Annotated in this window: 27 protein-coding genes; 13 read left to right on the top strand and 14 right to left on the bottom strand. The window is 61.9% G+C overall.

The window, feature by feature from the left end; all coding sequences use genetic code 11:
• Positions 1-127 precede the first annotated feature (127 nt).
• On the top strand, positions 128-2,029 hold the full coding sequence (locus H0I86_RS15060) for an acyl-CoA synthetase (protein WP_180925632.1): 1,902 nt from the start codon (positions 128-130) through the stop codon (positions 2,027-2,029).
• Positions 2,030-2,200: 171 nt separating this feature from the next.
• Here the strand turns inward: H0I86_RS15060 and H0I86_RS15055 are convergent, their stop codons facing one another.
• Complete coding sequence (locus H0I86_RS15055; RefSeq protein WP_180925631.1) at positions 2,201-2,611, bottom strand: VOC family protein; 411 nt, start codon at positions 2,609-2,611, stop codon at positions 2,201-2,203.
• Positions 2,612-2,771: 160 nt separating this feature from the next.
• On the opposite strand from H0I86_RS15055, the gene H0I86_RS15050 reads away from it, so the two are divergent.
• The 3 genes from H0I86_RS15050 to rarD all read left to right on the top strand — a co-directional run bounded on the left by H0I86_RS15050 (position 2,772) and on the right by rarD (position 5,849).
• Positions 2,772-3,671 (top strand): LysR family transcriptional regulator, encoded by a 900-nt coding sequence (locus H0I86_RS15050; RefSeq protein ID WP_180925630.1) that lies wholly within the window; start codon positions 2,772-2,774, stop codon positions 3,669-3,671.
• A 103-nt stretch (positions 3,672-3,774) separates the two neighbouring features.
• On the top strand, positions 3,775-4,782 hold the full coding sequence (locus H0I86_RS15045; RefSeq protein ID WP_180925629.1) for an aldo/keto reductase: 1,008 nt from the start codon (positions 3,775-3,777) through the stop codon (positions 4,780-4,782).
• Positions 4,783-4,967: 185 nt separating this feature from the next.
• Positions 4,968-5,849 (top strand): EamA family transporter RarD, encoded by an 882-nt coding sequence (gene rarD / locus H0I86_RS15040; RefSeq protein WP_023965758.1) that lies wholly within the window; start codon positions 4,968-4,970, stop codon positions 5,847-5,849.
• 136 nt (positions 5,850-5,985) lie between these two features.
• Here rarD and hpaR read toward each other — a convergent pair whose 3' ends face one another.
• From hpaR to H0I86_RS15025, 3 genes are all read right to left on the bottom strand, one after another.
• Entirely contained in the window at positions 5,986-6,408 is a 423-nt protein-coding gene (hpaR, locus tag H0I86_RS15035; protein ID WP_007921772.1) for a homoprotocatechuate degradation operon regulator HpaR, read from the bottom strand.
• A 144-nt stretch (positions 6,409-6,552) separates the two neighbouring features.
• Positions 6,553-7,629 (bottom strand): 4-hydroxyphenylpyruvate dioxygenase, encoded by a 1,077-nt coding sequence (gene hppD / locus H0I86_RS15030; protein WP_023965760.1) that lies wholly within the window; start codon positions 7,627-7,629, stop codon positions 6,553-6,555.
• A 252-nt stretch (positions 7,630-7,881) separates the two neighbouring features.
• Positions 7,882-8,829 (bottom strand): DMT family transporter, encoded by a 948-nt coding sequence (locus tag H0I86_RS15025; RefSeq protein WP_180925628.1) that lies wholly within the window; start codon positions 8,827-8,829, stop codon positions 7,882-7,884.
• 79 nt (positions 8,830-8,908) lie between these two features.
• On the opposite strand from H0I86_RS15025, the gene H0I86_RS15020 reads away from it, so the two are divergent.
• The 3 genes from H0I86_RS15020 (at position 8,909) to H0I86_RS15010 (ending at position 12,032) form a co-directional block, all read left to right on the top strand.
• Positions 8,909-9,784 (top strand): LysR family transcriptional regulator, encoded by an 876-nt coding sequence (locus H0I86_RS15020; protein WP_180925627.1) that lies wholly within the window; start codon positions 8,909-8,911, stop codon positions 9,782-9,784.
• A gap of 108 nt (positions 9,785-9,892) precedes the next feature.
• Positions 9,893-11,449 (top strand): EAL domain-containing protein, encoded by a 1,557-nt coding sequence (locus H0I86_RS15015; RefSeq protein WP_180925626.1) that lies wholly within the window; start codon positions 9,893-9,895, stop codon positions 11,447-11,449.
• 217 nt (positions 11,450-11,666) lie between these two features.
• Positions 11,667-12,032 carry a histone-like nucleoid-structuring protein, MvaT/MvaU family gene (locus H0I86_RS15010; protein ID WP_009049335.1) on the top strand — a complete coding sequence of 122 codons (366 nt, stop codon included), beginning with the start codon at positions 11,667-11,669 and terminating at the stop codon, positions 12,030-12,032.
• A 210-nt stretch (positions 12,033-12,242) separates the two neighbouring features.
• Here the strand turns inward: H0I86_RS15010 and H0I86_RS15005 are convergent, their stop codons facing one another.
• The gene (locus H0I86_RS15005) at positions 12,243-12,770 is read right to left on the bottom strand and encodes a DUF4946 domain-containing protein (protein WP_180925851.1); all 528 of its coding nucleotides are present in this window, start codon (positions 12,768-12,770) and stop codon (positions 12,243-12,245) included.
• A 200-nt stretch (positions 12,771-12,970) separates the two neighbouring features.
• On the opposite strand from H0I86_RS15005, the gene gloA reads away from it, so the two are divergent.
• Complete coding sequence (gene gloA / locus H0I86_RS15000) at positions 12,971-13,492, top strand: lactoylglutathione lyase (protein WP_162095499.1); 522 nt, start codon at positions 12,971-12,973, stop codon at positions 13,490-13,492.
• A gap of 156 nt (positions 13,493-13,648) precedes the next feature.
• Here gloA and ahpF read toward each other — a convergent pair whose 3' ends face one another.
• The 3 genes from ahpF to H0I86_RS14985 form a co-directional block, all read right to left on the bottom strand.
• The gene (gene ahpF / locus H0I86_RS14995; RefSeq protein ID WP_180925625.1) at positions 13,649-15,214 is read right to left on the bottom strand and encodes an alkyl hydroperoxide reductase subunit F; all 1,566 of its coding nucleotides are present in this window, start codon (positions 15,212-15,214) and stop codon (positions 13,649-13,651) included.
• Positions 15,215-15,337: 123 nt separating this feature from the next.
• Complete coding sequence (ahpC, locus tag H0I86_RS14990; RefSeq protein WP_007921754.1) at positions 15,338-15,901, bottom strand: alkyl hydroperoxide reductase subunit C; 564 nt, start codon at positions 15,899-15,901, stop codon at positions 15,338-15,340.
• Between the two features lie 151 nt (positions 15,902-16,052).
• Positions 16,053-16,991, bottom strand: a complete 939-nt coding sequence (locus tag H0I86_RS14985; RefSeq protein WP_180925624.1) for a site-specific integrase — start codon at positions 16,989-16,991, stop codon at positions 16,053-16,055.
• Between the two features lie 179 nt (positions 16,992-17,170).
• Here H0I86_RS14985 and H0I86_RS14980 point away from each other — a divergent pair, with 179 nt between their 5' ends.
• Positions 17,171-18,205, top strand: a complete 1,035-nt coding sequence (locus H0I86_RS14980) for a DNA-binding protein (RefSeq protein WP_180925623.1) — start codon at positions 17,171-17,173, stop codon at positions 18,203-18,205.
• On the opposite strand, the gene gorA is transcribed toward H0I86_RS14980, so the two are convergent.
• Positions 18,202-19,560: a glutathione-disulfide reductase gene (gene gorA, locus H0I86_RS14975; protein WP_180925622.1), complete on the bottom strand. Its 1,359-nt coding sequence runs from the start codon at positions 19,558-19,560 to the stop codon at positions 18,202-18,204. The two genes, H0I86_RS14980 and gorA, sit on opposite strands and share 4 nt — an antisense overlap.
• A 131-nt stretch (positions 19,561-19,691) precedes the next feature.
• Positions 19,692-20,531, bottom strand: a complete 840-nt coding sequence (gene galU / locus H0I86_RS14970) for a UTP--glucose-1-phosphate uridylyltransferase GalU (RefSeq protein ID WP_011061681.1) — start codon at positions 20,529-20,531, stop codon at positions 19,692-19,694.
• Between the two features lie 318 nt (positions 20,532-20,849).
• Between galU and H0I86_RS14965 the strand changes: the two genes are divergently transcribed.
• Entirely contained in the window at positions 20,850-21,038 is a 189-nt protein-coding gene (locus H0I86_RS14965) for a hypothetical protein (RefSeq protein ID WP_180925621.1), read from the top strand.
• 155 nt (positions 21,039-21,193) lie between these two features.
• Positions 21,194-21,475, top strand: a complete 282-nt coding sequence (locus H0I86_RS14960; protein WP_180925620.1) for a hypothetical protein — start codon at positions 21,194-21,196, stop codon at positions 21,473-21,475.
• A 12-nt stretch (positions 21,476-21,487) separates the two neighbouring features.
• Here H0I86_RS14960 and H0I86_RS14955 read toward each other — a convergent pair whose 3' ends face one another.
• The 4 genes from H0I86_RS14955 to H0I86_RS14940 form a co-directional block, all read right to left on the bottom strand.
• Entirely contained in the window at positions 21,488-21,718 is a 231-nt protein-coding gene (locus H0I86_RS14955) for a hypothetical protein (protein WP_180925619.1), read from the bottom strand.
• Positions 21,719-21,786: 68 nt separating this feature from the next.
• The gene (locus H0I86_RS14950) at positions 21,787-22,710 is read right to left on the bottom strand and encodes a c-type cytochrome (RefSeq protein ID WP_180925618.1); all 924 of its coding nucleotides are present in this window, start codon (positions 22,708-22,710) and stop codon (positions 21,787-21,789) included.
• Positions 22,707-23,378: a c-type cytochrome gene (locus H0I86_RS14945; RefSeq protein ID WP_180925617.1), complete on the bottom strand. Its 672-nt coding sequence runs from the start codon at positions 23,376-23,378 to the stop codon at positions 22,707-22,709. Before H0I86_RS14945 ends, H0I86_RS14950 begins: the two co-directional genes overlap by 4 nt.
• Before the next feature lie 184 nt (positions 23,379-23,562).
• A complete protein-coding gene (locus H0I86_RS14940; protein ID WP_023965785.1) occupies positions 23,563-23,913 on the bottom strand; it encodes a hypothetical protein in 351 nt (116 codons plus the stop codon).
• A gap of 176 nt (positions 23,914-24,089) precedes the next feature.
• On the opposite strand from H0I86_RS14940, the gene H0I86_RS14935 reads away from it, so the two are divergent.
• Both H0I86_RS14935 and H0I86_RS14930 read left to right on the top strand, forming a co-directional pair.
• Positions 24,090-24,392: a DUF1883 domain-containing protein gene (locus H0I86_RS14935; RefSeq protein WP_007921735.1), complete on the top strand. Its 303-nt coding sequence runs from the start codon at positions 24,090-24,092 to the stop codon at positions 24,390-24,392.
• A gap of 34 nt (positions 24,393-24,426) precedes the next feature.
• Positions 24,427-24,597, top strand: a complete 171-nt coding sequence (locus H0I86_RS14930) for a hypothetical protein (protein WP_007921734.1) — start codon at positions 24,427-24,429, stop codon at positions 24,595-24,597.
• Positions 24,598-24,635 lie beyond the last annotated feature (38 nt).

The raw sequence follows: 24,635 nt of genomic DNA, 5'->3' as shown, positions 1-24,635 counted from the left end.
AAAAGCAACAGCCCACCCGAGCACACCCGTGGTATATCGGACAGACGTCCGGCCGCGGCAATTTTCCATTGGCTGGATCGATTGATGACTCCCTCGCAGACCTTACCGAAGGAAGACCCACACGATCATGACCGCGCCCATCTCCCTCGCCCGCCTGAGCGACATCCAAGCCCTCGAACAACAGCAGCCCCTGGCCCAGCGCAATCTTCCCGCCAGCACCTATGAACTGTTGCAACGCTCGGCCAGCCGTTTCGGCGAGCGCACCGCCCTGACCTTCCTGCCCCAGGGCAGCATCCAGGACCAGCCCTGGAACATCAGCTACGCCGAATTGTTCGCCCAGGTCACCCGCACCGCCAACGCCCTGCACCGGCTGGGCATCCGCCCGGGCAAGGCGGTGTCCTTCCTGCTACCCAACCTGCCACAGACCCATTACGTGATCTGGGGCGGCGAGGCCGCCGGAATCGTCAACGCCATCAACCCGCTGCTGGAGCCGGAACACATCGCCGAACTGGTCCGCGCCTCGCGCACCACGGTGCTGGTGACCCTGGCGCCCTTCCCCGGCACCGACCTCTGGCAGAAGGTCGCCAACCTGCGCGAGCGCCTGCCGGAGCTGGAGGCCATCGTCACCATCGACCTGGCCAATCTGCTGCCCGAGCCGCAACGCAGGGCGATCAAGAGCCAGCGCCCGGCGATGCCCGAGGGCGTGCTGGACTTCGACACCCTGCTCGCCGCCTGCCCCGCCGACCATCTGGAAAGCGGCCGGGTGATCCAGCCGGACGACATCGCCTCGTACTTCCACACCGGCGGGACCACCGGCACGCCGAAACTGGCGCCCCACAGCCACCTCAATGAAGTGGCGATGGCCGAGATCATCGGCCTGCACGGCGACTACGACAGCGACGATGTGCTGCTCTGCGGACTGCCGCTGTTCCATGTCAACGGGGTGATGGTCACCGGCCTGTCCGCCTTCCACCGGGGCGCCCGGGTGCTGCTGGCCGGCCCCCAGGGCTATCGCAACCCGACGCTGATCAAGGATTTCTGGCACCTGGTGGAGCGTTATCGGGTCAGCTGTTTCAGCGGCGTGCCGACTATCTATGCCGCCTTGCTGCAGGTGCCCAACGACGGCATCGACGTTTCCAGCCTGCGCTTTGCCGTGTGTGGCGCCGCGCCCATGCCGGTGGAACTGATCCGCCAGTTCGAAGCGCGCTCGGGGCTGAAAATCATCGAGGGCTATGGCCTCACCGAAGGGACCTGCGCCACCAGCTGCAACCCCCAGGACGGCGAACGCCGCCCCGGCTCCATCGGTCTGCGCCTGCCGTATTGCGAGGTCAAGATCGCCGTGCTCGACAGCGACGGCCATTACCTGCGCGACGCCGCCACCGACGAGCCCGGCAATGTCTGCCTGCGCGGGCCGACGGTGTTCAAGGGTTATCTGCAGGCCGACAAGAACCAGGGCCTGTGGCTCGACGGCGGCTGGTTCAACACCGGCGACCTGGGGCGCATCGACCGGGACGGCTACATCTGGCTCACCGGGCGCAGCAAGGACCTGATCATCCGCGGCGGCCACAACATCGACCCGCAGATGATCGAAGAAGCCCTGCACCGCCACCCGGCCGTGGCCATGGCCGCGGCGGTGGGCAAGCCGGACATCAAGGCCGGCGAGCTGCCGGTGGTGTACGTCCAGCTCAAGGCCGGCGCCAGCGCCGATCCGGCCGAACTGCTGGAGCACGCTGCGCGGCATATCCATGAACGGGCCGCGCTGCCCAAGGACGTCTGGCTGCTCGAGCAGATCCCCCTGACGGCCGTGGGCAAGACCTTCAAGCCGGCCCTGCGCCTGGACGCCATTCGCCGGGTGTTCGAGGACGAGGTGCGCCAGGTTGCCGATGGCATCCGCGTCGAAGCCGTCAGCGACGAGCGCCACGGACAACGGGTGGATGTCCATGTGCCTGGCCTGGACGCGACCCGCCGCGCGGCCCTGGACCAGCGCCTGAGCGGTTACGCGGTGCGCTACCAGTTGCATTCGGCCTGAGTCGCCGGCGGCCCCGGCAATCGGGGTCGCCACGCTGCAAGGCGTTCACCAGTAGCCGCTGCCGCAGGCTGTGATCGAGGCCGCAGGACTCGCCATCAGCCATGGCGCGGTCTGTCAGCCAAATGGCTTCTCCCCAGTCACGCCCATGTTTCAAACCGGCGCGGCCATATTTCAAGCCGGCGCGCCGCCATCCGCCTCATAGCGATACCCCGGATGCAGATCGGCGCCCGCCGGCGCATCCAGCTCCAGCACCAGGCCACCCGATATCTGCACGAAGATCTGCCAGGTGCCGTCCTGCGGTACCTGCGCCACCTGATGCGCCAGGCCGCTGGCCTGGACCCGCTGCAACACCACTGCGGCATCCTCCTCGGTCCTGAAGGCGATATGGCTGAGCGCTGTCTCGGCGAAGGTCGGCTGCTCGATCACATGCACCAGCGCCTGCCTGTCCTGGTACAGCCAGCGCCCGGGAAAGGGAAACGGCGGGCGCCGTCCGGCCTGCAGCCCGAGCAAGGCCTGGAAGGCCTGCTGCAAGGCGTCGCCTTCGGCGGTGTTGAACGCCAGATGATCGAAATGCCAGGTCATGACGCACCTCCGCCGTCGATGACAGCGGTGCGATCCGGCAAGAACGTACTGAGCGGTTTCATGAGTTCACCTTGTGCGATGGAAGTGACTGCATATTCACAGCTTGATAACCGAGGAAAAATCCCGGTAAAACGCAAGGATCTTTAAAGGATTTTTAGCAATGAGCTCGATTCTCGACCTTGAAGTCTTCGTCCGCACTGCCGACTCCGGCAGCATTTCCGCCGCCGCCCGCAGCCTGGAGTTGACCCCCGCCGCCGCCAGCATCGCCCTCAAGCGCCTGGAAACCCGCCTGGGCATGCGCCTGCTGGCGCGCTCGACCCGCAGCATGCGCCTCACCGAAGAAGGCCGGCGCTACCTGGACAGTGTGCGCGTGGCACTGGCGGCCCTGGCGGAGGGCGAACAGGCCCTGAAGCAGCAGAGCCAGGGCCTCAGCGGTGTGCTGCAACTGGCGGCGCCATCGGACTTCGGGCGCAACCTGTTGCTGCCCTGGCTGGACGATTTCAAGCGCGAGCACCCGCATATCCGCCTGCAATTGTTGCTCAACGACCGCCACAGCGACCTGTTCCGCGAGACCGTCGACGTCGCCCTGCGCTTCGGCGTGCCCGGCGACTCCAGCCTGGTGGCCCTGCCGATCCTGCCCCGGCATCACCGGCTGGCCTGCGCCAGCCCCGACTACCTGGCGCGCCACGGCACCCCGCAGACTCCCGCCGAGCTGAGCGAGCACAGCGCCCTGATCTATCTGCGCAACGGCCGTCCCTACAACAGCTGGCATTTCAGCCGCGACGGCGAGGTGCAGGAAGTCCAGGTGCGCGGCGACTACCTCAGCGACGACGGCGAAGTGGCGCGGCGCTGGGCCCTGGCCGGCCATGGCATCGCCTACAAGGCCTGGCTCGACGTGGCCAGCGACATCCGCGCCGGGCGCCTGATGCCCCTGCTCGGCGACTGGCAGGGCGAAAGCGTGCCGCTCAACCTGCTGTGCCCGCACCGTTTGCAGGTCTCGGAACGGGTAAAGGCGCTGCAACGCTTTTTACAGGCCCGCTGCCAACTGCTGGCCGGATAATTCAGATTGCCCCCTGCGCCCGTTCTGGTATTTGATGGGCGTCCCATGACCGGTCGCTGGCCGCTGGCGCGCCGGCCTTACCTCACGCACAAGGATTTCGTACATGAGCTACCGCATCCTCGGCCATTCCGGGCTGCACGTGTCCCCCCTGACCCTCGGCACCATGATGTTCGGCGAACAGACCAGCACCGAGGACTCCCTGCGCATCATCGACAAGGCCTGGGACCAGGGCATCAATTTCATCGACACCGCGGACGTCTACACCGGCGGCCGTTCCGAAGAGATCGTCGGCGAAGCCATCGCCAGCCAGCGTGACCAATGGGTGCTGGCGACCAAGGTCGGCTTCGGCCCCGCCGATGGCGTGCCCAACCGCAGCGGCCTGAGCCGCAAGCACATGTTCAATGGCATCGACGCCAGCCTGACCCGCCTGGGCACCGACTACATCGACATCTACTACCTGCACCGCGAAGACCACAACACACCGCTGGAAGTGACGGTGTCGGCCATCGGCGACCTGCTGCGCCATGGCAAGATCCGCTACTGGGGCCTGTCCAACTACCGCGGCTGGCGCATCGCCGAGGTGATCCGCGTCGCCGACCGGCTCGGCGTCGACCGGCCGGTGATCAGCCAGCCGCTGTACAACATCGTCAACCGCCAGGCCGAGACCGAACAGATCACCGCGGCCCAGGCCTACGGGCTCGGCGTGGTGCCCTACAGCCCGCTGGCCCGTGGCGTGCTCAGCGGCAAGTACGCGCCGGATGTCGCCCCCGACAGCAACAGCCGCGCCGGGCGCCAGGACAAACGCATCCTGGAAACCGAATGGCGCGTCGAGTCGCTGCGCATCGCCCAGCAGATCCAGCAGTACACCCAGGGCCGCGGGGTCGGCATGGTCGAATTCGCCATCGCCTGGGTACTGAACAATGCCGCGGTCAGCTCGGCGATCGTCGGCCCGCGCACCGAGGCACAGTGGGACGCCTACACCCAGGCGCTGGACGTGAAGATCAGCGCCGAGGATGAAGCCTTCATCGATTCGCTGGTCACCCCGGGGCATGCCTCGACCCCGGGCTTCAACGACGTCAGCCACTTCGTCTCCGGACGTACGCCACGCTGATCCCTCCACAGGGGCGACCCCTTCCATGGGCCGCCCACTGTCGCGCTGCCGGTCAGTGGCGGCAAACGGGATATTTTCCCGTAACCGGCGCTAGATCCGAGTAAACGTCTCGCGCCAAACCCTCTATATTCCCCGCAGCTTTTCCCTCCATCCCATTTGCCTGGTTCAGGTCACACGAGGACAGCTTGTCTAAAGGTATTGCTCTATCGGTCTTGGCGTCGGTGCTGTTTGCCGTCATGTATTTCTACACCTCCTTGCTGGCGCCCCTGACCGGGGTGGAGATTTTCGGCTGGCGCATGCTGCTCACCGCGCCGTGCATGACCGTGTTCATGCTGCTGAGCGGCGAATGGCGGCATGTCGGGGCCATCCTCAAGAGACTGCTGGGCCAACCGCTTCTGCTGCTGGCGCTGCCGCTGTCCGCGGCGCTGCTCGGGGTGCAGCTGTGGCTGTTCATGTGGGCGCCGTTGAATGGCTACAGCCTGGATGTGTCGCTGGGGTATTTTCTGCTGCCGCTGACCATGGTCCTGACCGGGCGCATCGTCTACGGCGAACAGCTGTCGCGGCTGCAAAAGATTGCCGCCGGCCTGGCGACCCTGGGGGTGCTCAACGAGCTGTATCAGGTGGGCAGTTTTTCCTGGGCGACCTTGTTGGTGGCCATCGGATATCCCGTCTATTTCGTGCTGCGCAAACGCCTGGCCGCCGACAACCTGGGCGGCCTGTGGCTCGACATGGCCCTGCTGCTGCCGATCGCGCTCTGGTTCGTGCAAGGCGGCGAGCAGGGGTTTGCCGTGGTCGATCAACACCCCTGGCTGTACCTGCTGATTCCGTTGCTGGGGTTGATCAGCGCCTCGGCGCTGGTGGCCTATATCATCGCCAGCCGCCTGCTGCCCTTCAGTCTGTTCGGCTTGTTGAGCTATGTCGAACCGGTGTTGCTGCTGGCCGTGGCCCTGCTGCTGGGAGAAAGCATCCAGGCCGGGGAATGGCTGACCTACCTGCCGATCTGGCTGGCGGTGCTGGTGCTGGTGTACGAGGGGTTCAAGCATCTGCTGCGCCAGCGCAGAAGCTGAAACTGTAGCCGCTGCCGCAGGCTGCGATCGGCCGCGACAGGAGACGCGACCTCCCTGACAGACCGCATCAAGGCTGATGGCGAGTCCTGTGGCCTCGTTCGCAGCCTGCGGCAGCGGCTACGGGTCCGCGTGGGGCTCAGGGTTTGATCTGCTTCAGCTCGTTGAGCAGGGCCAGCAGGGCCTGCATCTTCTCTTCGCCGAACTGCTGCTGGATGCGTTGGTAGTTGATTTCCATGTCGCCGCTCATGGACTCGAAACAGGCCTCGCCCTTTTCCGTCAAGGTGATGAACAGGCGGCGCTGGTCCTCGGGGGACTTGCGCCGGCTGACATATTCGTCGCGTTCCAGGCGGGTCAGCACGCCGGTCATGCTCGGCGGCAGGATGCAGGCCATTTTCGCCAACTGATGGCTTTCCAGCTCTCCGTTCTGGCGCAGGATGCGGATCACCCGCCACTGCTGCTCAGTCAGGTCGTGCTGGTTGAGGGACGGGCGAAAGAATGCCATGGCCGCTTCGCGGGCCTGAAGCAGGGTCAATGTCAGGGAAGGTCTTGGGTTGGTCATGTGCGGGTCGTTCACAGGGCTGGATGGCGACGCTCGGCGTCACGAAGGCCGAACATTAACACATTCACAATTGCCAACCGACAGGCAAAACAAAGCCCGGTCGAGAATTCCCCGACCGGGCTTCATCGTCAGGCAGGCTGCGGCTTAGTCGGTGGACAGCACACCACGACGGACCTGGTCGCGTTCGATCGATTCGAACAGTGCCTTGAAGTTGCCTTCGCCGAAACCATCGTCGCCTTTACGCTGGATGAATTCGAAGAACACCGGGCCCATCAGGGTTTCCGAGAAGATCTGCAGCAGCAGGCGCTTGTCGCCCTCTTCCGAGGAACCGTCCAGCAGAATGCCCCGCGACTGCAGCTCCTTCACCGGCTCGCCGTGGTTCGGCAGGCGGCCCTCGAGCATTTCGTAGTAGGTATCCGGCGGCGCGGTCATGAAGCGCATGCCGATCTTCTTCAACTGGTCCCAGGTCTTGACCAGGTCGTCGGTGAGGAAGGCCACGTGCTGGATGCCCTCGCCGTTGAACTGCATCAGGAACTCTTCGATCTGCCCGGCGCCCTTGGACGACTCTTCGTTCAGCGGGATGCGGATCATGCCATCGGGCGCGGTCATGGCCTTGGAGGTCAGGCCGGTGTATTCGCCCTTGATGTCGAAGTAACGGATCTCGCGGAAGTTGAACAGCTTCTCGTAGAAGCCGGCCCAGTAGGCCATGCGCCCGCGATACACGTTGTGGGTCAGGTGGTCGATGATCTTCAGGCCAGCGCCTTGCGGATGACGGTCGACGCCTTCGAGATAGACGAAGTCGATGTCATAGATCGAGCTGCCTTCGCCGAAGCGGTCGATCAGGTACAGCGGCGCGCCGCCGATGCCTTTGATTGCCGGCAGATTCAGTTCCATCGGGCCGGTTTCGATGTGGATCGGCTGGGCACCCAGTTCCAGGGCACGCTTGTAGGCCTTTTGCGAATCCTTGACGCGGAACGCCATGCCACACACGGACGGACCGTGCTCGGCGGCGAAGTACGAGGCGACGCTGTGGGGCTCGTTGTTGAGGATCAGGTTGATCGCACCCTGGCGATACAGGTGCACGTCTTTGGACCTATGGGTCGCGACCTTGGTGAAACCCATGATCTCGAAGATCGGCTCGAGGGTGTTGGGGGTAGGCGATGCGAACTCGATGAATTCAAAGCCCATCAGGCCCATCGGGTTTTCGAAGATATCTGCCATGGTTGGCGCCTCATCATGCTTTTAGAAATTAACGGATCGTTAGTTGCTAGCAATGCTGAGGCAGGCAGGTGGCGCGCAAGAGATGCCCCGCACGCTGCGCGCGAGGAAATCACCGTAAATCAGTTGAAACCCGAGAATCTTCATGTCGACCCTGTCTTACCGGCTGGAGGGCGAGGCTTCTGCTGCCAGAAGACTTTATTATTGTATGCGTAACCAGATTCTACACAGCGTAAAACTATTTGTCCGCACTCTCTATAAAATCCGCTTTTTTTCCAGGCTCGCAAGGGGTTTGTTGCACTGGTAAATGCCCCACAGGATCAGCCCGCCACCCAGGCAAATGGCCAGGCTCAGGCGTTCGTCCAGCAGCAGCGCGCCGAGGATCACCGCGGTCAGCGGATTGAGCGCGATAAACACTCCCGAGCGGGTCGCGCCGATCTTGCGCAGGCCGTCGTAATACCAGATATACGCCAGGGCCGAGCCCAGCACGCCGAGGTATAGCAGGCTCAGGCCCTGCTCCAGGGTCAGGCTCGCCAGCGCCTCGAGGCGCACCTCACCGCGCAGGGCCGCGGTGCTCCAGAGCATTGCCGTGCCCAGCAGGATCGAATAGGTCACGGTCTGCAACGGGCCCAGGGTCCGGTTCAGATTGCGCGAAAACAACGAATAGACGCCCCAGCCCAGCACACAGCCGAAAATCAGCAGGTCCCCGCGCCAACTGCCTGTTCCACTGGACAAGGCCCCCGGGTCGCGGCTGAGGATCACCGCCCCCGCTCCCCCCAGGCACAAGGCAATGCCGAACAGCTTGGCGCCACTCAAGCGCTCCTTGAACAGCGCCCAGGACGCCAGGGCGATCACCGCCGGATTGAGGGCGACGATCAACGAAGCACGCGACGCGTTGATCGACTGCAGGCCCTCGAAGAAACACAGGTTGTAGAAAAAAATCCCGAAAAACCCCAGCACCGCCAGCTGGGCGAACTGCGCCAGGCTCGGGCGCACCAGGGCAATCCGGGCGATAGCCATGAACAGCAGCAAGGCCAGGCTGGCCAGGAGAAAACGCAGGCTGGCGGCCAGCAAAGGCTCCAGGGTGCCCGCCAGCAGGCGCCCGGCGACAAAGGTGCCGCCCCAGATCATGGTGACCGCCGCCAGCTTGCAATACACCGGCAGATCGGAAGACCCGGCACAGGTTTGATCGACAGTTTTCATAAGACCCCGAGGCGCGGATAAAGGAAGGTTCGGGTATTCTTCGACTAATGCCCGATCATCGTAAAATGAGCTTTTACTCATGACCCTGAGCCAACTGCAGATCTTCTCCCTGGTGGCCGAGCTGCGCGGTTTCACCAGCGCCGCCAGCCGGCTGGGCATCAGCCAGTCGGCGGTATCCCACGCGCTCAAGTCCCTGGAGCAGGAACTGGGGGTCGAGCTGATTCGGCGACATCAGTCGCTGGTGGAACTCACCGATATCGGCCAGCAATTGTTGCTGCGAGCCCGCGCCATCCTCGGCCTGGTCGCCACCATGGAACAGGAAGCCGCCGATGCCCGCGGCATGAAACGCGGCACCTTGCGCATCGGCTCGTTCGGCCCGACCTCGTCGATGAGGCTGCTTCCGGCGATCCTCCAGCGTTACCGCGAGGCCCATCCCGGTATCGAAGTGCACATCTACGAGGGGCCCGACCGCCAGGTGCTGCAATGGCTGGAGGAACGGCGCATCGATGTCGGCTTCGTGGTGCTGCCCCAGGAGCGCTTCGACTGCTTCGCCCTGGTGGAAGACCAGATGGTGGCGCTGATCCCCAGCCAACATGGGCTGGCCGCCAAGGACTCGGTGAGCCTTGCCGAGCTGTGCGACGACCCGTTCATCCTCACCGAGGCCGGTTCCGCCGAGCTGGTTTCCCGGCTGTTCCTCGCGGCCAGGCTCAGCCCCAACATCCGCTATCGCAGCTCGCAACTGCTCAGCACCCTGGAGACCGTGGCCCGCGGCGATGCCCTGACCCTGGTCGCCCAGTTGTCGCTGCCCGAGGCCAGCGACCCGCGTTACCAGGTCAAGACGCTGTCACCTCCCGCCCGGCGCCAGGTAGGACTGGCGGTGCTGGACCGGCGGCAGGCGTCGCCAGCGACCCTGGCCTTTATCGAGCAAGCGCGGAGTCTGTATCGACATGACTGAGCGCAACCCGGGGCCACCGGCTATCATGCCCATGGACCGGATGCCGCCGTACCGTCCACCGGCTTTTGAGCGTTTTCTGGCTTCCATTTCGCCACAGGTTTTTCCTCCATGCCATTGACCGCCAAAGGCTCATTGAAACGCACCACCCGCAACCTATGGACCCTGCTGATCGGCTTGCTGCCGGTAGCGCTGGGCGTGGTCATCCTCTATATGCAGGCCGAGCGCGCGCTGATCCACAGCAGCCAGCAGACCGCCGAGGAAGCGATCCGCCAGTTCGACCTGATGCTCGACAACACCGACATCGCCGCCCGGGCGCTGATGGCGCAAGTCGGTCAACCCTGCGACGACTTCAGGCAACTGGCCCTGCGCGAACAGGTGACTCGCCGCCCGTTCGTACGCTCGACCAATCTGGTGTGGCGCAATGACAATTACTGCAGCTCGCTGCTCGGCCCGTCCTCGTTCGAGCTGGACCCGGCCGACTATGTCGACGGCAAGCTGTGGTTGATGGACGGCAACCCGGTCACGCCCAATACCGCGCTGCTGGTCTATCGCCTGCAAGAGGGTGAACGCGCGGTCCTGGCCACCATCGACGGTTATCACCTGAGCAACGCCTTGCACCTGATCAGTCGCTTTGCCGAGCTGCAACTGCAAGTCGGCCCCTACTGGCTGGCCGACGATGGCCAGGTCCATGAATCCGTCGCGCCGCCCCCCCCGGTAGCCCCTTATCGGATGGCCTCTTCGCGCTACCCCTACAGCGTCAACGCGGGCTTCCCCGAGGGCGATATCTGGCTCCACATGAAGTCCCAGTACCCTGCCCTGTTCAGCCTGCTGATCTTCTTCGGGGTGCTGGCGGCGGTCCTTGGCCACTGGTTGCAAAAGCGCTCGTCGTCACCCAGCCATGAACTGCAACGCGCCCTGGAAGCAGCCGAGTTCATCCCGTACTTCCAGCCCGTGGTGCGTGGCGACACCAAGCAGTGGGCCGGCATCGAAGTGCTGATGCGCTGGAAACACCCCCGCGAAGGCCTGGTGCGTCCAGACCTGTTCATTCCCTTCGCCGAGCATTCCGGCCTGATCGTGCCCATGACCCGTTCGCTGATGCAGCAGACCGCCCTGCTGCTGGCACCCCATGCCCATACCTTCATCGACGACTTTCATATCGGCATCAATATCACCGCCAGCCATTGCCAGGACCTGGAGTTGCTGGAGGATTGCCGGGAGTTTCTCGGCCTGTTCCCGCCGGGCAAGGTGCGCCTGGTCCTGGAGCTGACCGAACGCGAACTGGTGGAACCGACCGCGATCACCCACAGCCTGTTCGAGGAACTGCACAAGTTGGGGGTGATGATCGCCATCGACGACTTCGGCACCGGCCATTCAAGCCTGGGTTACTTGCGCAAGTTCAATGTCGACTATCTGAAGATCGACCAGAGCTTCGTGGCCATGATTGGGGTCGATGCCCTGTCCCGCCACATACTCGACAGCATCATCGAACTCTCGGGCAAACTCGAACTGGGGATAGTCGCCGAGGGTGTGGAAACAGCGGAACAACAGGACTATCTGGCCGCCCATGGGGTCGACTTCCTGCAGGGCTACTTATTCGGCAGACCGATGCCCGGGGAAGAATTCCTACAAGCACTGGCGCGGCCATTTTTGATGAAAATTTATTGAACTCGGCAATTGTTTCACGCACCAATTTGAATCAGAAGATGACAAATTGCGTGCATCAACAACGCCATGATTTACTTGCGCCAGATTAACTACTACAATTTTTCTAGCCTGTACAAGATTCGCAGGTGGGCCATTATAATCGAGTCGTTCTAAGGCTCTTGGCTTATAGCTTTGTTTGCGGTTGGTATCAGCCAAATACACTATTGGAGTAAAAATATTGTCCAGACTCGCTGAATTTCGTGCAGCAGAAAAGGCCCTTCAAGAACAGCTCGCCCAGCTGGAATCCCTGAAGAACGACGCCGGACTCAAGAAAGAAATCGAGTTCGAGGAAAAGCTCCAGGGCCTGATGAAGACCTACGGCAAAAGCCTGCGCGACATTATCGCCATTCTCGATCCTCATCCGGGCAAATCCGCTCTGCCGCTCTCGGGCGCGCCGAAAACCCGTCGTGCACGCGTGGTCAAGGTTTATCAGAACCCGCACACCGGCGAGTTGATCGAAACCAAGGGCGGCAATCATCGCGGCCTTAAAGCCTGGAAAGAACAGTACGGCGCTGCCACTGTAGATTCCTGGCTACGCAGTTAAGTAACCGATGTATATAAAAGACCCTGCCTATGCAGGGTCTTTACCTTTAAACGAAGGCTGTTTTTTTCGAAATCGAATAAGTTGCAGCCCATAGCAATAAACACCCAGCCGGAACTGCAGCTGCGCCCCCAATCCCCTGCTCGATCCTACAACTTTGTACTTAGTTCAAAGGTGCGAACCGCGCCGGCCGACGCAGCACAATCGTTCCGGTTAAAGTTTCAGGCTACTTCGCACCCCGCGGATTTCCTCCTGACTTTCGGCATAAACCGCAGCCTGCCCGGCATAAGACAATACATAGGCCTTATCGCCATCGACAGCCGCCACCAGTGTTTGCGACAATACATGGCGGCCGTTTTCGGTAATGGTGCAAGTGGTTTCCAGCGCCGCCAGGCGACTCAATGTCGTGTCATGAATGCGCGTGCACACACTTTGATAACCGCCGCGCCCGAAGTCCTTCTGCACCGACTTGCGCATCTCCAGCAAGACCGCCTGCAAATTGACCTGATGCCCGCTTTCAACTTGAGTCATGGTCAACTCCATGACCATCAGCGGTGTACCGCCGGCATCGTTCTTCACCGCGCGCTGGCGGAATACCTTGGCCGGTTGTTCTTGCGCCTGTGGCAACTCTTCGATCTGCCAGCCGCTGGGCCAGGTGATCACCGGGTCCGCCGCCTCGGCCAGGGCCGGAAGCAGAAGCCAGGGGGCAAGCAGGCACAGGGTTTTGAACGATAGGCACATGGTCATGAACACATAAGGGACAGGCCCTGAAGTCTGAGGCTGGCAGGAGTATCGAGCAACAGATTCGTAGCTTTGTGTTTGGTGCGCCCTGCCGCTCTTGCGTATCATTGCCCGACCGCAAGGACGCCCGAAGCCCTGCAAGCCAAGGGACTGCTCGTCAGCGCGAGCGCCGTTTGCCCCACTTCTTTTCCGGAGGGCCCATGAGCCTGCACGAACTCAATACTTTCCCCGGCGTGACTGCCCAGCCTGACACCGCCACCGCCAACTTCGTGTTCAACCACACCATGTTGCGGGTCAAGGACATCACCAAGTCTCTGGACTTCTACACCCGCGTCCTGGGTTTCTCGCTGGTGGAAAAACGCGACTTCCCCGAAGCCGAATTCAGCCTGTACTTCCTCGCCCTGGTGGACAAGGCGCAGATCCCTGCCGACGCTGCGGCCCGTACCGAGTGGATGAAATCTATCCCCGGCATCCTCGAGCTGACCCACAACCACGGCACCGAGAACGACGCGGCTTTCGCCTACCACAACGGCAACACCGACCCGCGAGGCTTTGGCCATATCTGCATTTCGGTGCCGGATATCGTTGCCGCCTGCGAACGCTTCGAAGCCCTGGGCTGCGATTTCCAGAAGCGCCTGAACGACGGCCGCATGAAGAGCCTGGCCTTTATCAAGGACCCGGACGGCTACTGGGTTGAAATCATCCAGCCAGCGCCGCTGTAACCCACCTGTATTGCCCGCGATAGGCACAACGCGGTTTGCCTGACTCACCGCGTCATCGTTGATCGCGAGCAAGCTTCGCTCCTACAGAAGCGACGGGTACCAACAAAAAACCCCATGAGCCAAGGCTCATGGGGTTTTGTTTTTTCCGCTGCCGACTCAGGCCGGCGCGGAAGTGCGGATCAGGTGATCGAAGGCACTCAGCGAGGCCTTGGCGCCCTCGCCTACCGCGATCACGATCTGCTTGTACGGCACGGTGGTCACGTCACCGGCGGCAAACACGCCGGGCAGCGAAGTCTCGCCACGGGCATCGACAATGATCTCGCCACGGGGCGACAGCTCGACGGTGCCCTTGAGCCAGTCGGTGTTCGGCAGCAGACCGATCTGCACGAAGATCCCTTCCAGGTCGACGGTGTTGAACTCGCCCGAATCGCGGTCCTTGTACACCAGGCCGGTGACCTTCTGGCCGTCACCCTTGACTTCGCTGGTCAGCGCGCTGGTGATCACCTTGACGTTCGCCAGGCTATACAGCTTGCGTTGCAGCACGGCGTCGGCGCGCAGTTTGCTGTCGAACTCCAGCAGGGTCACGTGGCTGACGATACCCGCCAGGTCGATGGCCGCTTCGACGCCGGAGTTGCCGCCACCGATCACCGCCACACGCTTGCCCTTGAACAGCGGACCGTCGCAGTGCGGGCAGAAGCACACGCCCTTGGCCTTGTATTCCTGCTCGCCGGGCACACCCATCTCGCGCCAGCGGGCACCGGTGGCCAGGATCAGCGACTTGGCCTTGAGGCTCGCGCCGCTTTCGAAACGCACTTCATGCAGGCCACCGACTTCCTTGGCCGGCACCAGCGCACTGGCGCGCTGCAGGTTCATGATGTCGACGTCGTACTGGCGAACGTGCTCTTCCAGGGCGCTGGCCAGTTTCGGCCCTTCGGTTTCCTGGACCGAGACGAAGTTCTCGATGGCCATGGTGTCCAGCACCTGGCCGCCGAAACGCTCGGCCGCGACACCGGTACGGATGCCTTTGCGGGCCGCGTAGATCGCCGCCGACGCACCGGCCGGGCCACCACCGACCACCAGGACGTCGAAGGCGTCCTTGGCGCTGATTTTTTCCGCCTGTTTCTCGATGGCGCCGGTGTCGAGCTTGCCGAGGATTTCTTCCAGGCCCATGCGGCCCTGGCCGAAGTTCACGCCATTGAGGTAGACACTGGGGACCGCCATGATCTTGCGATCGTTGACTTCGTCCTGGAACAGCGCGCCGTCGATGGCGACGTGGCGGATGTTCGGGTTCAGCACCGCCATCAGGTTCAGCGCCTGGACCACGTCCGGGCAGTTCTGGCAGGACAGCGAGAAGTAAGTCTCGAAGTTGAACTCGCCTTTGAGGGCACGGATCTGTTCGATCACTTCGACACTGGCTTTCGAGGGGTGGCCGCCGACTTGCAGCAAGGCCAGCACCAGGGAAGTGAATTCGTGGCCCATGGGAATGCCGGCGAAACGCAGGCTGATATCGGCGCCCGGGCGATTGATCGAGAACGATGGTTTACGTACATCGTTACCGTTGTCGAGCAAGGTAATCTGGCTGGAAAGACTGGCAACGTCTTTCAGCAATTCGAGCATTTCCTGGGATTTCGCACCGTCGTCGAGAGAGGCAACGATCTCGATCGGCTGGGTGACCCGTTCCAGGTATGACTTCAACTGGGCTTTAAGATTGGCGTCCAACATACGGGCGATTTCCTTTTATTCAGATCGAAAAAAAACGCCCGAGCGAATCTCGCCCGGGCGTTCTTGAGGGCGGTGCAGCTGACTTAGGTGCGGCGGTCCGCCCTGCTGTAGCGAGTCACAGGCTTAGATCTTGCCGACCAGATCCAGGGAAGGAGCCAGGGTGGCCTCGCCTTCTTTCCACTTGGCTGGGCAGACTTCGCCTGGGTGGGCAGCGACGTATTGAGCGGCCTTGATCTTGCGCAGCAGCTCGGAGGCGTCACGGCCGACACCACCGTCGTTGATTTCAACGATCTTGATCTGGCCTTCTGGGTTGATCACGAAGGTGCCACGGTCAGCCAGGCCAGCTTCTTCGATCAGCACGTCGAAGTTGCGGGAGATGGCCAGGGTCGGGTCGCCGATCATGGTGTAGCGGATCTTGCCGATGGCTGGCGAAGTGTTGTGCCAGGCAGCGTGGGCAAAGTGGGTGTCGGTAGAAACGCTGTAGATTTCCACGCCCAGTTTCTGGAATTCGGCGTAGTTGTCTGCCAGGTCTTCCAGCTCGGTTGGGCAAACGAAGGTGAAGTCAGCCGGATAGAAGAACACGACGGACCATTTGCCTTTCAGAGTGGCGTCCGACACTTCGATGAACTCGCCATTTTTGAAAGCGGTTGCTTTGAACGGTTTGACTTGGCTGTTGATGATAGGCATCGGTGATTCTCCATCAGTGGGTAAAAACTTGGGTTGAAAACTTGATGGGGAGAATCCTAACCAATGATCCCAGCCGAGGCTCATTGGCAAAGCTGATGCTGCTGATTAGGTTTGGCTATTAGCGCGCAGTATTAATAGAAGAAATGCGTATTTACTCGCCGACCGGCTTTTCCTGGGTCAGGGCCATGCCGAGAAACGGGCTGGCTTCGACGTAACGCATGGCCGACTTGATGTCCTTCCAGCCGACATAACTCATCAGCGACTTGAGGTCCCAGCCACTGCGATGGGCCCAGGTGGCAAAGCCGCGGCGCAGGGAATGGCTGGTGTATTGCTCGGCGGCGACCCCGGCGCGCTCCAGCGCCTGGCGCAATAACGGAATCACGCTATTGGCATGTAGCCCCTCCTCGCTCAGATGGCCCCAGCGGTCGATGCCACGAAACACCGGGCCGCGCACCAGGGCAGCGGCGTTGATCCATTCGATATAGGCCTGGACCGGGCATAGCCGGCGCAGCGCCGGGGTGTGCCAGGTCTTGCCGAGGTTGTCGCGGTCGCTTTTGCTGCGGGGCAGATACAGGCTGATGCCGGAACCCGCCACCGCCTGCACATGCTCGATCCGTAGTCGGCACAGCTCATCGCTGCGAAAGCCGCGCCAGAACCCCAGAAGAATCAGCGCACTGTCACGCCGCGCGCGCAGCAGGGCCGGCTGATTATTATCGAGCCGGGCCTGGCTGGCTTCCTGCTCCAGCCAGGCGATTACCTGCTCCAGATGCTGCAACTGCAAGGGCTCGGCCTGTTTCTCCTGGGCCGGGTGCAGCGCGCGAATGCCCTTGAACACCTGGCGCACCACCGGCGCCTTGGTCGGGTCGGTAAAACCCTGGCTGTTGTGCCACTGCGCCAGGGCCGAGAGCCGCAGCTTCAGGGTGTTGATCGACAGCTCCCCCGCGTACGCCACCAGATAACGCGCCACGCTGTCGCTGGTCGCCGGCAGAAACCCGCCCCAGGTCGCCTCGAAATGCTCGATGGCCGCCCGGTAGCTGCGCCGGGTGTTGTCGCGGGTCGCGGCGTGCAGGTAACGATCCAGTTCACTCATGGCTTGCTCGACTCGTGTTGCGGTACGGAAATAGCGGATTGAAACAGGGCGATCTTGCTATGACACGGGGTAATACCAGTATATCCCATGTTAATAATTCGAATATTTATCTTTGTTTTCATTGTACAATTACACTTTATACATACCACGTAAAAAAGTACGTAATCGTAGGAGATCCCATGGCTCGTGGCGGCGTTAACAAGGCGGTGGTGCAAATCGCCCGTTCGGCAATCCTCGCCCGCGGCGAACACCCCAGCATCGATGCGGTGCGCATCGAAATGGGCAATACCGGCTCGAAAACCACCATCCACCGCTACCTGAAGGAGCTGGAGCAGAGCGAAGCCCGCCGTGCCGCGCCGCAGGAGGCCCTGGAAGAAGAGCTGACGGAACTGGTCCAGCGCATGGCCCAACGCTTGCGCGAACAGGCTCAGGAGCCCGTGGAGCAGGCACAGGCACAAGTGGAGGAAATGAACCGGGAACTGGCGACGCAGCAGGCCGCGGCCGAGCAGGCACAGGCCCAACTGCGGCAACAACTGCAGACCCAGGCGTCAGCCCTGGCCAGCGAAAGCGCGCTGCTGCAGGAGACCCGCTCCACGCTGCAAAGCGAACAGACGCGCAATGCCGGGCTGAACCAGGCCCTGGCCGACTTCGAGTTACGCCTGAAAGACAAGGACGAGCAGATTCGCTCGCTGGAAGAAAAGCACCTGCATGCCCGGGATGCTCTCGAGCACTACCGCAGCGCGGTCAAGGAGCAGCGCGAACAGGATCAGCGCCGGCATGAAGGCCAGCTGCAACAGGTGCAGCAGGAACTGCGCCAGGCCCAGCAAAGTGCGTTGGTGCGCCAGGATGAGATCACCCAGTTGCACCGCGACAACGAACGCCTGACCAGCGAGCAGCGCACCACCCAGAAAGAATTGCGCCAGGCGCAGGAGCAGGCACAGAAGACTGACAGCAAGCTTGGCCAGTTGATGGAGCAATCCAGCCGCCTGAACAGCGAACACACCCTCCTTCAGGAACGCCTGCGCGTCGCCTTGCTAGAGAGTCATGAGTTCAAGCAGAACCTGGAGCGGCAGCTGCAGGACAATCGACAACTGGAACTGCGCGCCGCCAAGGCCGAGGCCAGCCTGGAGGCCCTGCAACTGGCTGCCGCCGCGAAAGCCGAGGCGGAGCCAGAAACAGAAGAGCAGCGGCCGGAGCCGCCTGAGCAGGCTTAACCGGCGACCGGCGTGCGCATGGTGACGAACTCTTCGGCGGCCGTCGGGTGGACCCCGATGGTTTCGTCGAAGTCACGCTTGGTGGCGCCGGCCTTCAAGGCAATCGCCAGGCCCTGGACGATCTCGCCGGCGTCCGGGCCGACCATATGGCAGCCCAGCACCTTGTCGGTGTCGGCATCCACCACCAGCTTCATCAGCGTGCGCTCCTGGCATTCGGTCAGGGTCAGCTTCATCGGCCGGAAGCGGCTTTCGAAGATCTGCACCTTGTGCCCGGCTTCCCGCGCCTGCTCTTCGGTCAGGCCGACGGTGCCGATATTCGGCAGGCTGAACACCGCGGTCGGGATCATGTTGTAGTCCACCGGACGATACTGCTCCGGCTTGAACAGGCGCCGCGCCACGGCCATGCCTTCGGCCAGGGCCACCGGCGTCAACTGCACACGCCCGATCACGTCGCCAATCGCCAGGATCGACGGCTCGGCGCTCTGGTACTGCTCATCGACCTCGATGAAGCCACGCTTGTCGAGCTTCACCCCGGTATTTTCCAGCCCCAGGTTGTCGAGCATCGGCCGCCGGCCGGTGGCGTAGAACACGCAATCGGTGGCCAGCTCACGGCCATCCTTGAGGGTGACCTTCAGGCTGCCATCGGCCTGCTTGTCGATACGTTCGATATCGGCGTTGAACTGCAGGTCGAGCCCACGCTTGGTCAGCTCCTCCTGCAAGTGCTTGCGCACCGCACCGTCGAAGCCACGCAGGAACAGCTCGCCGCGATACAGCAGCTTGGTATCCGCGCCCAGGCCGTGGAAGATCCCGGCGAATTCCACCGCGATATAACCGCCGCCCGCCACCAGGATGCGCTTGGGCAGTTCCTTGAGGAAAAACGCCTCGTTGGAACTGATGGCGTGTTCGCGCCCCGGAATATCCGGGATCTGCGGCCAGCCGCCGGTGGCGATCAGGATGTGCTTGGCGGTGTAGCGCTGGCCATTGATCTCCACCTGGTGCGGGTCGATCAGCTTGGCGTGGCCTTCGTGCAGGGTCACGCCGCTGTTGACCAGCAGGTTGCGATAGGTGCCGTTCAGGCGATTGATCTCGCGATCCTTGTTGGCGATCAGCGTGGCCCAGTCGAAATCGGCCTCGCCCAGGGTCCAGCCAAAGCCTGCGGACTGTTCGAAGTCCTCGGCGAAGTGAGCGCCGTACACCAGCAGTTTTTTCGGCACGCAGCCGACGTTGACACAGGTACCGCCCAGATAGCGGCTTTCGGCGACCGCGACTTTCGCGCCAAAACCCGCGGCGAACCGCGCCGAACGCACACCGCCGGAACCGGCGCCAATTACATAAAGATCAAAATCGTAGGCCATTTCACTCTCCCAGGCAGGCTGACAGCATAACCGCAGATGCGTATCCGGTCAGCGCTAGAGGATTTACATAGGGGCATAAAACGAAAAAGCCACCCGAAGGTGGCTTTTCAGTACAAGGGCGAAGCGGGCTATCAGTAAGCCTTGCCAGTCTTGTAGAAGTTCTCGAAGCAGAAGTTGGTCGCGTCGATGTAGCCTTCGGCACCACCGCAGTCGAAACGCTTGCCCTTGAACTTGTAGGCCATGACACAGCCGTTCTGGGCCTGCTTCATCAGGGCGTCGGTGATCTGGATTTCACCGCCCTTGCCTGGCTCGGTCTGTTCGATCAGGTCGAAGATGTCCGGAGTCAGGATATAACGGCCGATGATCGCCAGGTTCGACGGAGCATCTTCCGGCTTTGGCTTCTCGACCATGCTGTGTACGCGGTAGATGTCGTCGCGGATCATCTCGCCGGCGATCACGCCGTACTTGTTGGTTTCCTGCGGATCGACCTCCTGGATGGCCACGATCGAGCAGCGGAACTGTTTGTACAGCTTGACCATCTGGGTCAGTACGCCGTCGCCTTCCAGGTTCACGCACAGGTCGTCCGCCAGGACCACGGCGAACGGCTCGTCGCCGATCAGTGGGCGACCGGTCAGGATCGCGTGGCCCAGGCCCTTCATCTCGGTCTGACGGGTGTAAGAGAACGAGCATTCGTCCAGCAGCTTGCGGATGCCGACCAGGTATTTTTCCTTGTCGGTGCCCTTGATCTGGTTTTCCAGCTCGTAGCTGATGTCGAAGTGGTCTTCCAGGGCGCGCTTGCCGCGACCGGTGACGATGGAGATTTCGTTCAGGCCAGCGTCCAGTGCTTCTTCAACGCCGTACTGGATCAGTGGCTTGTTCACCACCGGCAGCATTTCTTTGGGCATGGCTTTAGTCGCTGGCAGGAAGCGAGTACCGTAACCGGCTGCTGGGAACAAGCATTTCTTGATCATATGAGTCCTTAAAAGGGCTGTACGTACGAATTTCGGCGCAGTCTAATCAGGCCGCGTGCACCTTACAATGGGCCGCGCTGGCTAACCGCTGCCATCTAAGAGAAATATTGCCGCGGATAGTTCCGTATAGAGTTGCGCACGCAGCTTCGAACAGACTTCGAACATGGCTGCGCAGCATCGTACAGATAACCCCCGCCGTAAACCGCCATCTGGCCGCAAAGCCTTAATTTTCTATGCCTGGGCCCTTGTTTTGCATTCTTGCAGCGGCTCGTTTACCGCTATCATGGCGCCCTTGAACCCCGCCAACGAGGCATATAGATGTCGGCAACAAAAAGCGTAAACGGTTACCAGATCAAGCAGTTGAAAGACGGCCAGTGGTGGCTGGTCAGCGCCCAGGGCGAGAACGTCGCCGGGCCTTTCGCCAGCGAGGCGATGGCAGTCGAAGTGGCATCGGTGTTCGAGGATTCGGCCGGCCACGCCTCGGCGCGTCGCAGCCCCAGGTCCTGAGACCGTCTCTGTACCGAAGAGCCCTGCCCCGCGCAGGGCTTTTTCATGCCGATCTATACCGCAGTGGCGGTTCGCTATAGCATCTCGTCCCAGACGCTCGCCAAGGGTGTCCAGCCCTCCCCCGGGGCTCAAACTTCTCGACGACGACCACACCCATGCACAAACTTCTGGCACTGACTGCGGTACTGGCCCTGAGCGGATGCGCCACCGTTTCCGATACCTACCTGGAAAACGGCGAGCAAGGCCTGAGCATCGATTGCTCCGGCGAAGCCAGCTCCTGGGCCAACTGCTATGAAAAGGCCGACGCCTCCTGTGCCGGCACCGGCTATCGGATCATCGGCACCGACGGCACGCCGTCACTCAAGGAAAGCGACAAGACCCTGGGGGCGGATGTCGGCAACTACAAAAGCCGCAGCGTCGTAGTAGTCTGCAAGTAACAGACACCCTGCCTACATATGAATCTCGGCAAACTTGATGCCCAGGTTGCGAATGGTCTCGATCAGGTCGTCCAGTCGGCCGAATGATTCGACTTCATCATTGTCATCCACAAGAAAATAGCTGCGCCCCGCGCTTTTCTTGAAGAACACGATCCATTCCCCGGAATTCGCCGGATTCTGAATCACATGGGTCGCAGAGATATGCCCCTCTGCATGCCTCTCCCGGACTGTTTCGCGCTTCATGCTTTCTCCCAAAAAACGATGCCGCCGAAACCTGGATTTCGACGGCATCTTTGACAATGGCCGACAGTTTATCGGATGCCCTGGCCAATCAGCACGCCATCTACCGTCTGGCCATACAGATTGACCCCGTCGTTGGCGTGGAACTTGAGCCGGGTCTTCTCGATGGAGCCCTCCACCAGGCGCGGGTCCTGCGGTCGCTCATGGCGGTTGACGAACGCCGCCACGTCCCAGGCCTGCTGGTCGCTCAGGCTGCCGGCCTTGCCCAGGGGCATGTTGTATTTGATAAAGGACGCAGCCGTGTTGATTCGATGCATGCCGGCGCCCCAGTTGTACGAGTCCTTGCCCCAGAGCGGCGGCATGACATAGTCCGCGCCAACCTTCTGACCCTGGCCGCTTTCGCCATGGCAGACCGCGCATTGCGTCCGGTACACCTGCTCGCCACGGGCCAGGTCGTAGCCCTGGGCCGGCCGCGGCACCTCGGGGTAACCACGCCCGGGCAACTCGACACCGATCGGCGCCTTGCTCGCCAGCCAATAGGAATACACCGACAACGCGGTGATCTCGTAGCTGTCGGCAGCCGGCGGCGTGCCGTTCATGCTGAACTGGAAGCAGCCCTGCAAGCGCTCGGCGTAGGTGTTCACCTTGTTGTTCTTCTTGCGGTACGCCGGGTACATCGGATAGGCACCCCACAACGGCGCGGAGTTGGCTAGCCGCCCCTGATCCAGGTGGCAGTTGCTGCAATTGAGCCCATTGCCGACGAACTTCGGCGCCAGACGCTTGGTGTCGACGAACAGCGCATAACCGTCGCGGACCATCTTGCCGTAGGCATTGTCCGGCAACTCGCTCTCCGCCGGTGGCTGGAAATACCGGGAATAGGCAGCATTCGCCGCCGGCTCCCGCAACTGTGATTGGTCTTCCATGGCGACCGCAGCACCATGAACCTGGGTCGCCAGCAAGGCGAGGGAAAAGCCCAATAGAAGATCACGGCTCATGGCTTGGGCTCCTGGTTATCGGCCTTGGCGGACAGGCTGCCGACCTTGGCAAAGTAGTCGGCCACCGCCGTGATTTCCTCGGGGCTCAGGGCCTTGGCGATATGTCCCATCAGGTCGTTGGGGTCGTTGCGACGCGTGCCGTCGCGCCAGGCATTCAACTGCCCGGCCAGATAAGCCGCGGACTGCCCGGCCAACGGCGGAAAGGCGTCTCCTACACCCACGCCACCCGGTCCGTGGCAAATCACACACTCCGGGACCTGCCGCTCCCAGGCGCCGCGCAGGGCCAGCCTTGCACCGACCCCCTCGGCCATGGCGTTGCGGTTGATCGGCGCTGGCGTCGCGGCCGGCATGGCTGCGAGGGTCTGGCTGACCGCGTTTATCTCGTCATCGCTCAGGGCCTTGGCCAGTGGCTGCATGACCGGATTGCTGCGCGCACCGCTGCGAAAATCTTCCAGCTGCTTGCGCAGGTAACCCGCCGACAACCCTGCCAGACGCGGAAATCCGGCGGCGGCCAGGCCCAGGCCATCGCCACCGTGACAGGCCAGGCAGGCCGTGGCGCCGGGCTGCGCTCCACCTTGGGTAAACACCTTCTGCCCATCCACGGCCTGGGCACTGGCGACGAAAAACAGCATCAGGCTGCTCAGCAGTATTCGATCCATGGGGATCATGGCGAACTCCATTTTTCTAGTTATATCCTTAGGCTTATTTTATATAAGCCTACAAAGAGTAGGCCAATAGACCTTTGGCTACAACGTGAACCCCACTGAGCCTGCCTTGTCACCGGGCACAAAAAAGCCCGCCCTCGCCACGGAAATCCGGGCCAGGGCGGGCTGTTGAAAAACCCCTCGGCGATCAGCCGGAAATGCAGTCCTCCGCCGCCTTGCGGATATCGCCCGGACGCATGGGCACATTGGACATGCTTTCATGCAGCTTGATGCTGCTGCCACCCGAACGCTCCTCGATATCGAACACCGCAGTCGGACCCGACGAGACTTTCTGCGGAACGATAATGCGCATGCCGTCCTTATGCGGTTCGACCTGCAACTGGCCACGGCTGTCAGCCAGCTTTTCGCTGACGCACTTGGCGTACTCCTGCGGCTTTTTCCCTGAAATCACGTTCAGGGTGGGCAGTGTCTGGTTAATGTCCGAGACCGTCGCACAACCACTGATCGCCAAGGCCAGAATCAACACACCCCACTTCATACATTTCCTCCGATAAAGACCGTCCGACCGCAGAAATGGCATTTTTCTCCGGATCAGTCAGATTTATCCTAAATAATCGGCAAATAACTGTTTTAAATTGTCAAAGCCGCCGGCCGCGGCCTGATAAACTGCGCCATCGTTTTGATTTTGTAGCAAAAGCCCTTCTGGAGGCGCCCATGAAATTTATCCACCAGCGCGAGCACCTCAACGAAGACGATATCGTCGTCATCGAATGCTCCCAGGTCTGCAACATCCGCCTGATGAACGACGCCAACTTCCGAAGCTTCAAGAACGGCGGACGTCACACCTATCATGGCGGCGCGTTCGACAAGTTCCCGGCCAAGATCACCGCACCGAGCACCGGCTTCTGGAACATCACCATCGACACCGTCAACCGCCGGCCCATCAGCGTCACCCGCAAGCCGAACCTGACCCACTCGATCAAGATCATCCGCCGGTCCAGCTCGAAACTGCGCTGAACCCCGCCCCAGCCCGCAACAAACAGGTATCACCGTGGCCCAAACGACCAAGTACGTCATCAAATACAAACTCAACGGCGAACGCCGTTTCGAGTTCGCCCAGCTGGAAAGCGGCACTCAGGAAGAAGCCAAGGCCGCACTGGAAGCCCTGCACGGCCAGACCGACGACGTCATCAGCGACGTCAGCGTGAGCAAGGCGCTGTAAGCCCCTGCTTCTGTGACGAATTCGAGCGCAAGCAGCGG

It is taken from the genome of Pseudomonas chlororaphis subsp. aurantiaca (assembly GCF_013466605.1).
GTDB lineage: Bacteria > Pseudomonadota > Gammaproteobacteria > Pseudomonadales > Pseudomonadaceae > Aquipseudomonas > Aquipseudomonas chlororaphis_I.
The sequence above is the reverse complement of the archived record's forward strand: the minus strand, read 5'-3'. Positions and strand labels throughout refer to the sequence as shown.

What these genes read in the sequence shown, in the direction of transcription:
- ahpC (WP_007921754.1), bottom strand. Translation starts at nt 15,901, where the DNA reads ATGCCTATCATCAACAGCCAAGTCAAACCGTTCAAAGCAACCGCTTTC.
- gorA (WP_180925622.1), bottom strand. Translation starts at nt 19,560, where the DNA reads ATGGCCTACGATTTTGATCTTTATGTAATTGGCGCCGGTTCCGGCGGT.
- H0I86_RS15055 (WP_180925631.1), bottom strand. Translation starts at nt 2,611, where the DNA reads ATGACCTGGCATTTCGATCATCTGGCGTTCAACACCGCCGAAGGCGAC.
- H0I86_RS14950 (WP_180925618.1), bottom strand. Translation starts at nt 22,710, where the DNA reads ATGAGCCGTGATCTTCTATTGGGCTTTTCCCTCGCCTTGCTGGCGACC.
- H0I86_RS14980 (WP_180925623.1), top strand. Translation starts at nt 17,171, where the DNA reads ATGGCTCGTGGCGGCGTTAACAAGGCGGTGGTGCAAATCGCCCGTTCG.
- H0I86_RS15025 (WP_180925628.1), bottom strand. Translation starts at nt 8,829, where the DNA reads ATGAAAACTGTCGATCAAACCTGTGCCGGGTCTTCCGATCTGCCGGTG.
- H0I86_RS15060 (WP_180925632.1), top strand. Translation starts at nt 128, where the DNA reads ATGACCGCGCCCATCTCCCTCGCCCGCCTGAGCGACATCCAAGCCCTC.
- H0I86_RS15005 (WP_180925851.1), bottom strand. Translation starts at nt 12,770, where the DNA reads ATGTGCCTATCGTTCAAAACCCTGTGCCTGCTTGCCCCCTGGCTTCTG.
- H0I86_RS14960 (WP_180925620.1), top strand. Translation starts at nt 21,194, where the DNA reads ATGCACAAACTTCTGGCACTGACTGCGGTACTGGCCCTGAGCGGATGC.
- H0I86_RS15020 (WP_180925627.1), top strand. Translation starts at nt 8,909, where the DNA reads ATGACCCTGAGCCAACTGCAGATCTTCTCCCTGGTGGCCGAGCTGCGC.
- H0I86_RS15015 (WP_180925626.1), top strand. Translation starts at nt 9,893, where the DNA reads ATGCCATTGACCGCCAAAGGCTCATTGAAACGCACCACCCGCAACCTA.
- H0I86_RS14935 (WP_007921735.1), top strand. Translation starts at nt 24,090, where the DNA reads ATGAAATTTATCCACCAGCGCGAGCACCTCAACGAAGACGATATCGTC.
- H0I86_RS14985 (WP_180925624.1), bottom strand. Translation starts at nt 16,991, where the DNA reads ATGAGTGAACTGGATCGTTACCTGCACGCCGCGACCCGCGACAACACC.
- H0I86_RS14955 (WP_180925619.1), bottom strand. Translation starts at nt 21,718, where the DNA reads ATGAAGCGCGAAACAGTCCGGGAGAGGCATGCAGAGGGGCATATCTCT.
- gloA (WP_162095499.1), top strand. Translation starts at nt 12,971, where the DNA reads ATGAGCCTGCACGAACTCAATACTTTCCCCGGCGTGACTGCCCAGCCT.
- H0I86_RS14940 (WP_023965785.1), bottom strand. Translation starts at nt 23,913, where the DNA reads ATGAAGTGGGGTGTGTTGATTCTGGCCTTGGCGATCAGTGGTTGTGCG.
- H0I86_RS15050 (WP_180925630.1), top strand. Translation starts at nt 2,772, where the DNA reads ATGAGCTCGATTCTCGACCTTGAAGTCTTCGTCCGCACTGCCGACTCC.
- H0I86_RS14965 (WP_180925621.1), top strand. Translation starts at nt 20,850, where the DNA reads ATGTCGGCAACAAAAAGCGTAAACGGTTACCAGATCAAGCAGTTGAAA.
- H0I86_RS15045 (WP_180925629.1), top strand. Translation starts at nt 3,775, where the DNA reads ATGAGCTACCGCATCCTCGGCCATTCCGGGCTGCACGTGTCCCCCCTG.
- hpaR (WP_007921772.1), bottom strand. Translation starts at nt 6,408, where the DNA reads ATGACCAACCCAAGACCTTCCCTGACATTGACCCTGCTTCAGGCCCGC.
- hppD (WP_023965760.1), bottom strand. Translation starts at nt 7,629, where the DNA reads ATGGCAGATATCTTCGAAAACCCGATGGGCCTGATGGGCTTTGAATTC.
- galU (WP_011061681.1), bottom strand. Translation starts at nt 20,531, where the DNA reads ATGATCAAGAAATGCTTGTTCCCAGCAGCCGGTTACGGTACTCGCTTC.
- ahpF (WP_180925625.1), bottom strand. Translation starts at nt 15,214, where the DNA reads ATGTTGGACGCCAATCTTAAAGCCCAGTTGAAGTCATACCTGGAACGG.
- H0I86_RS14945 (WP_180925617.1), bottom strand. Translation starts at nt 23,378, where the DNA reads ATGATCCCCATGGATCGAATACTGCTGAGCAGCCTGATGCTGTTTTTC.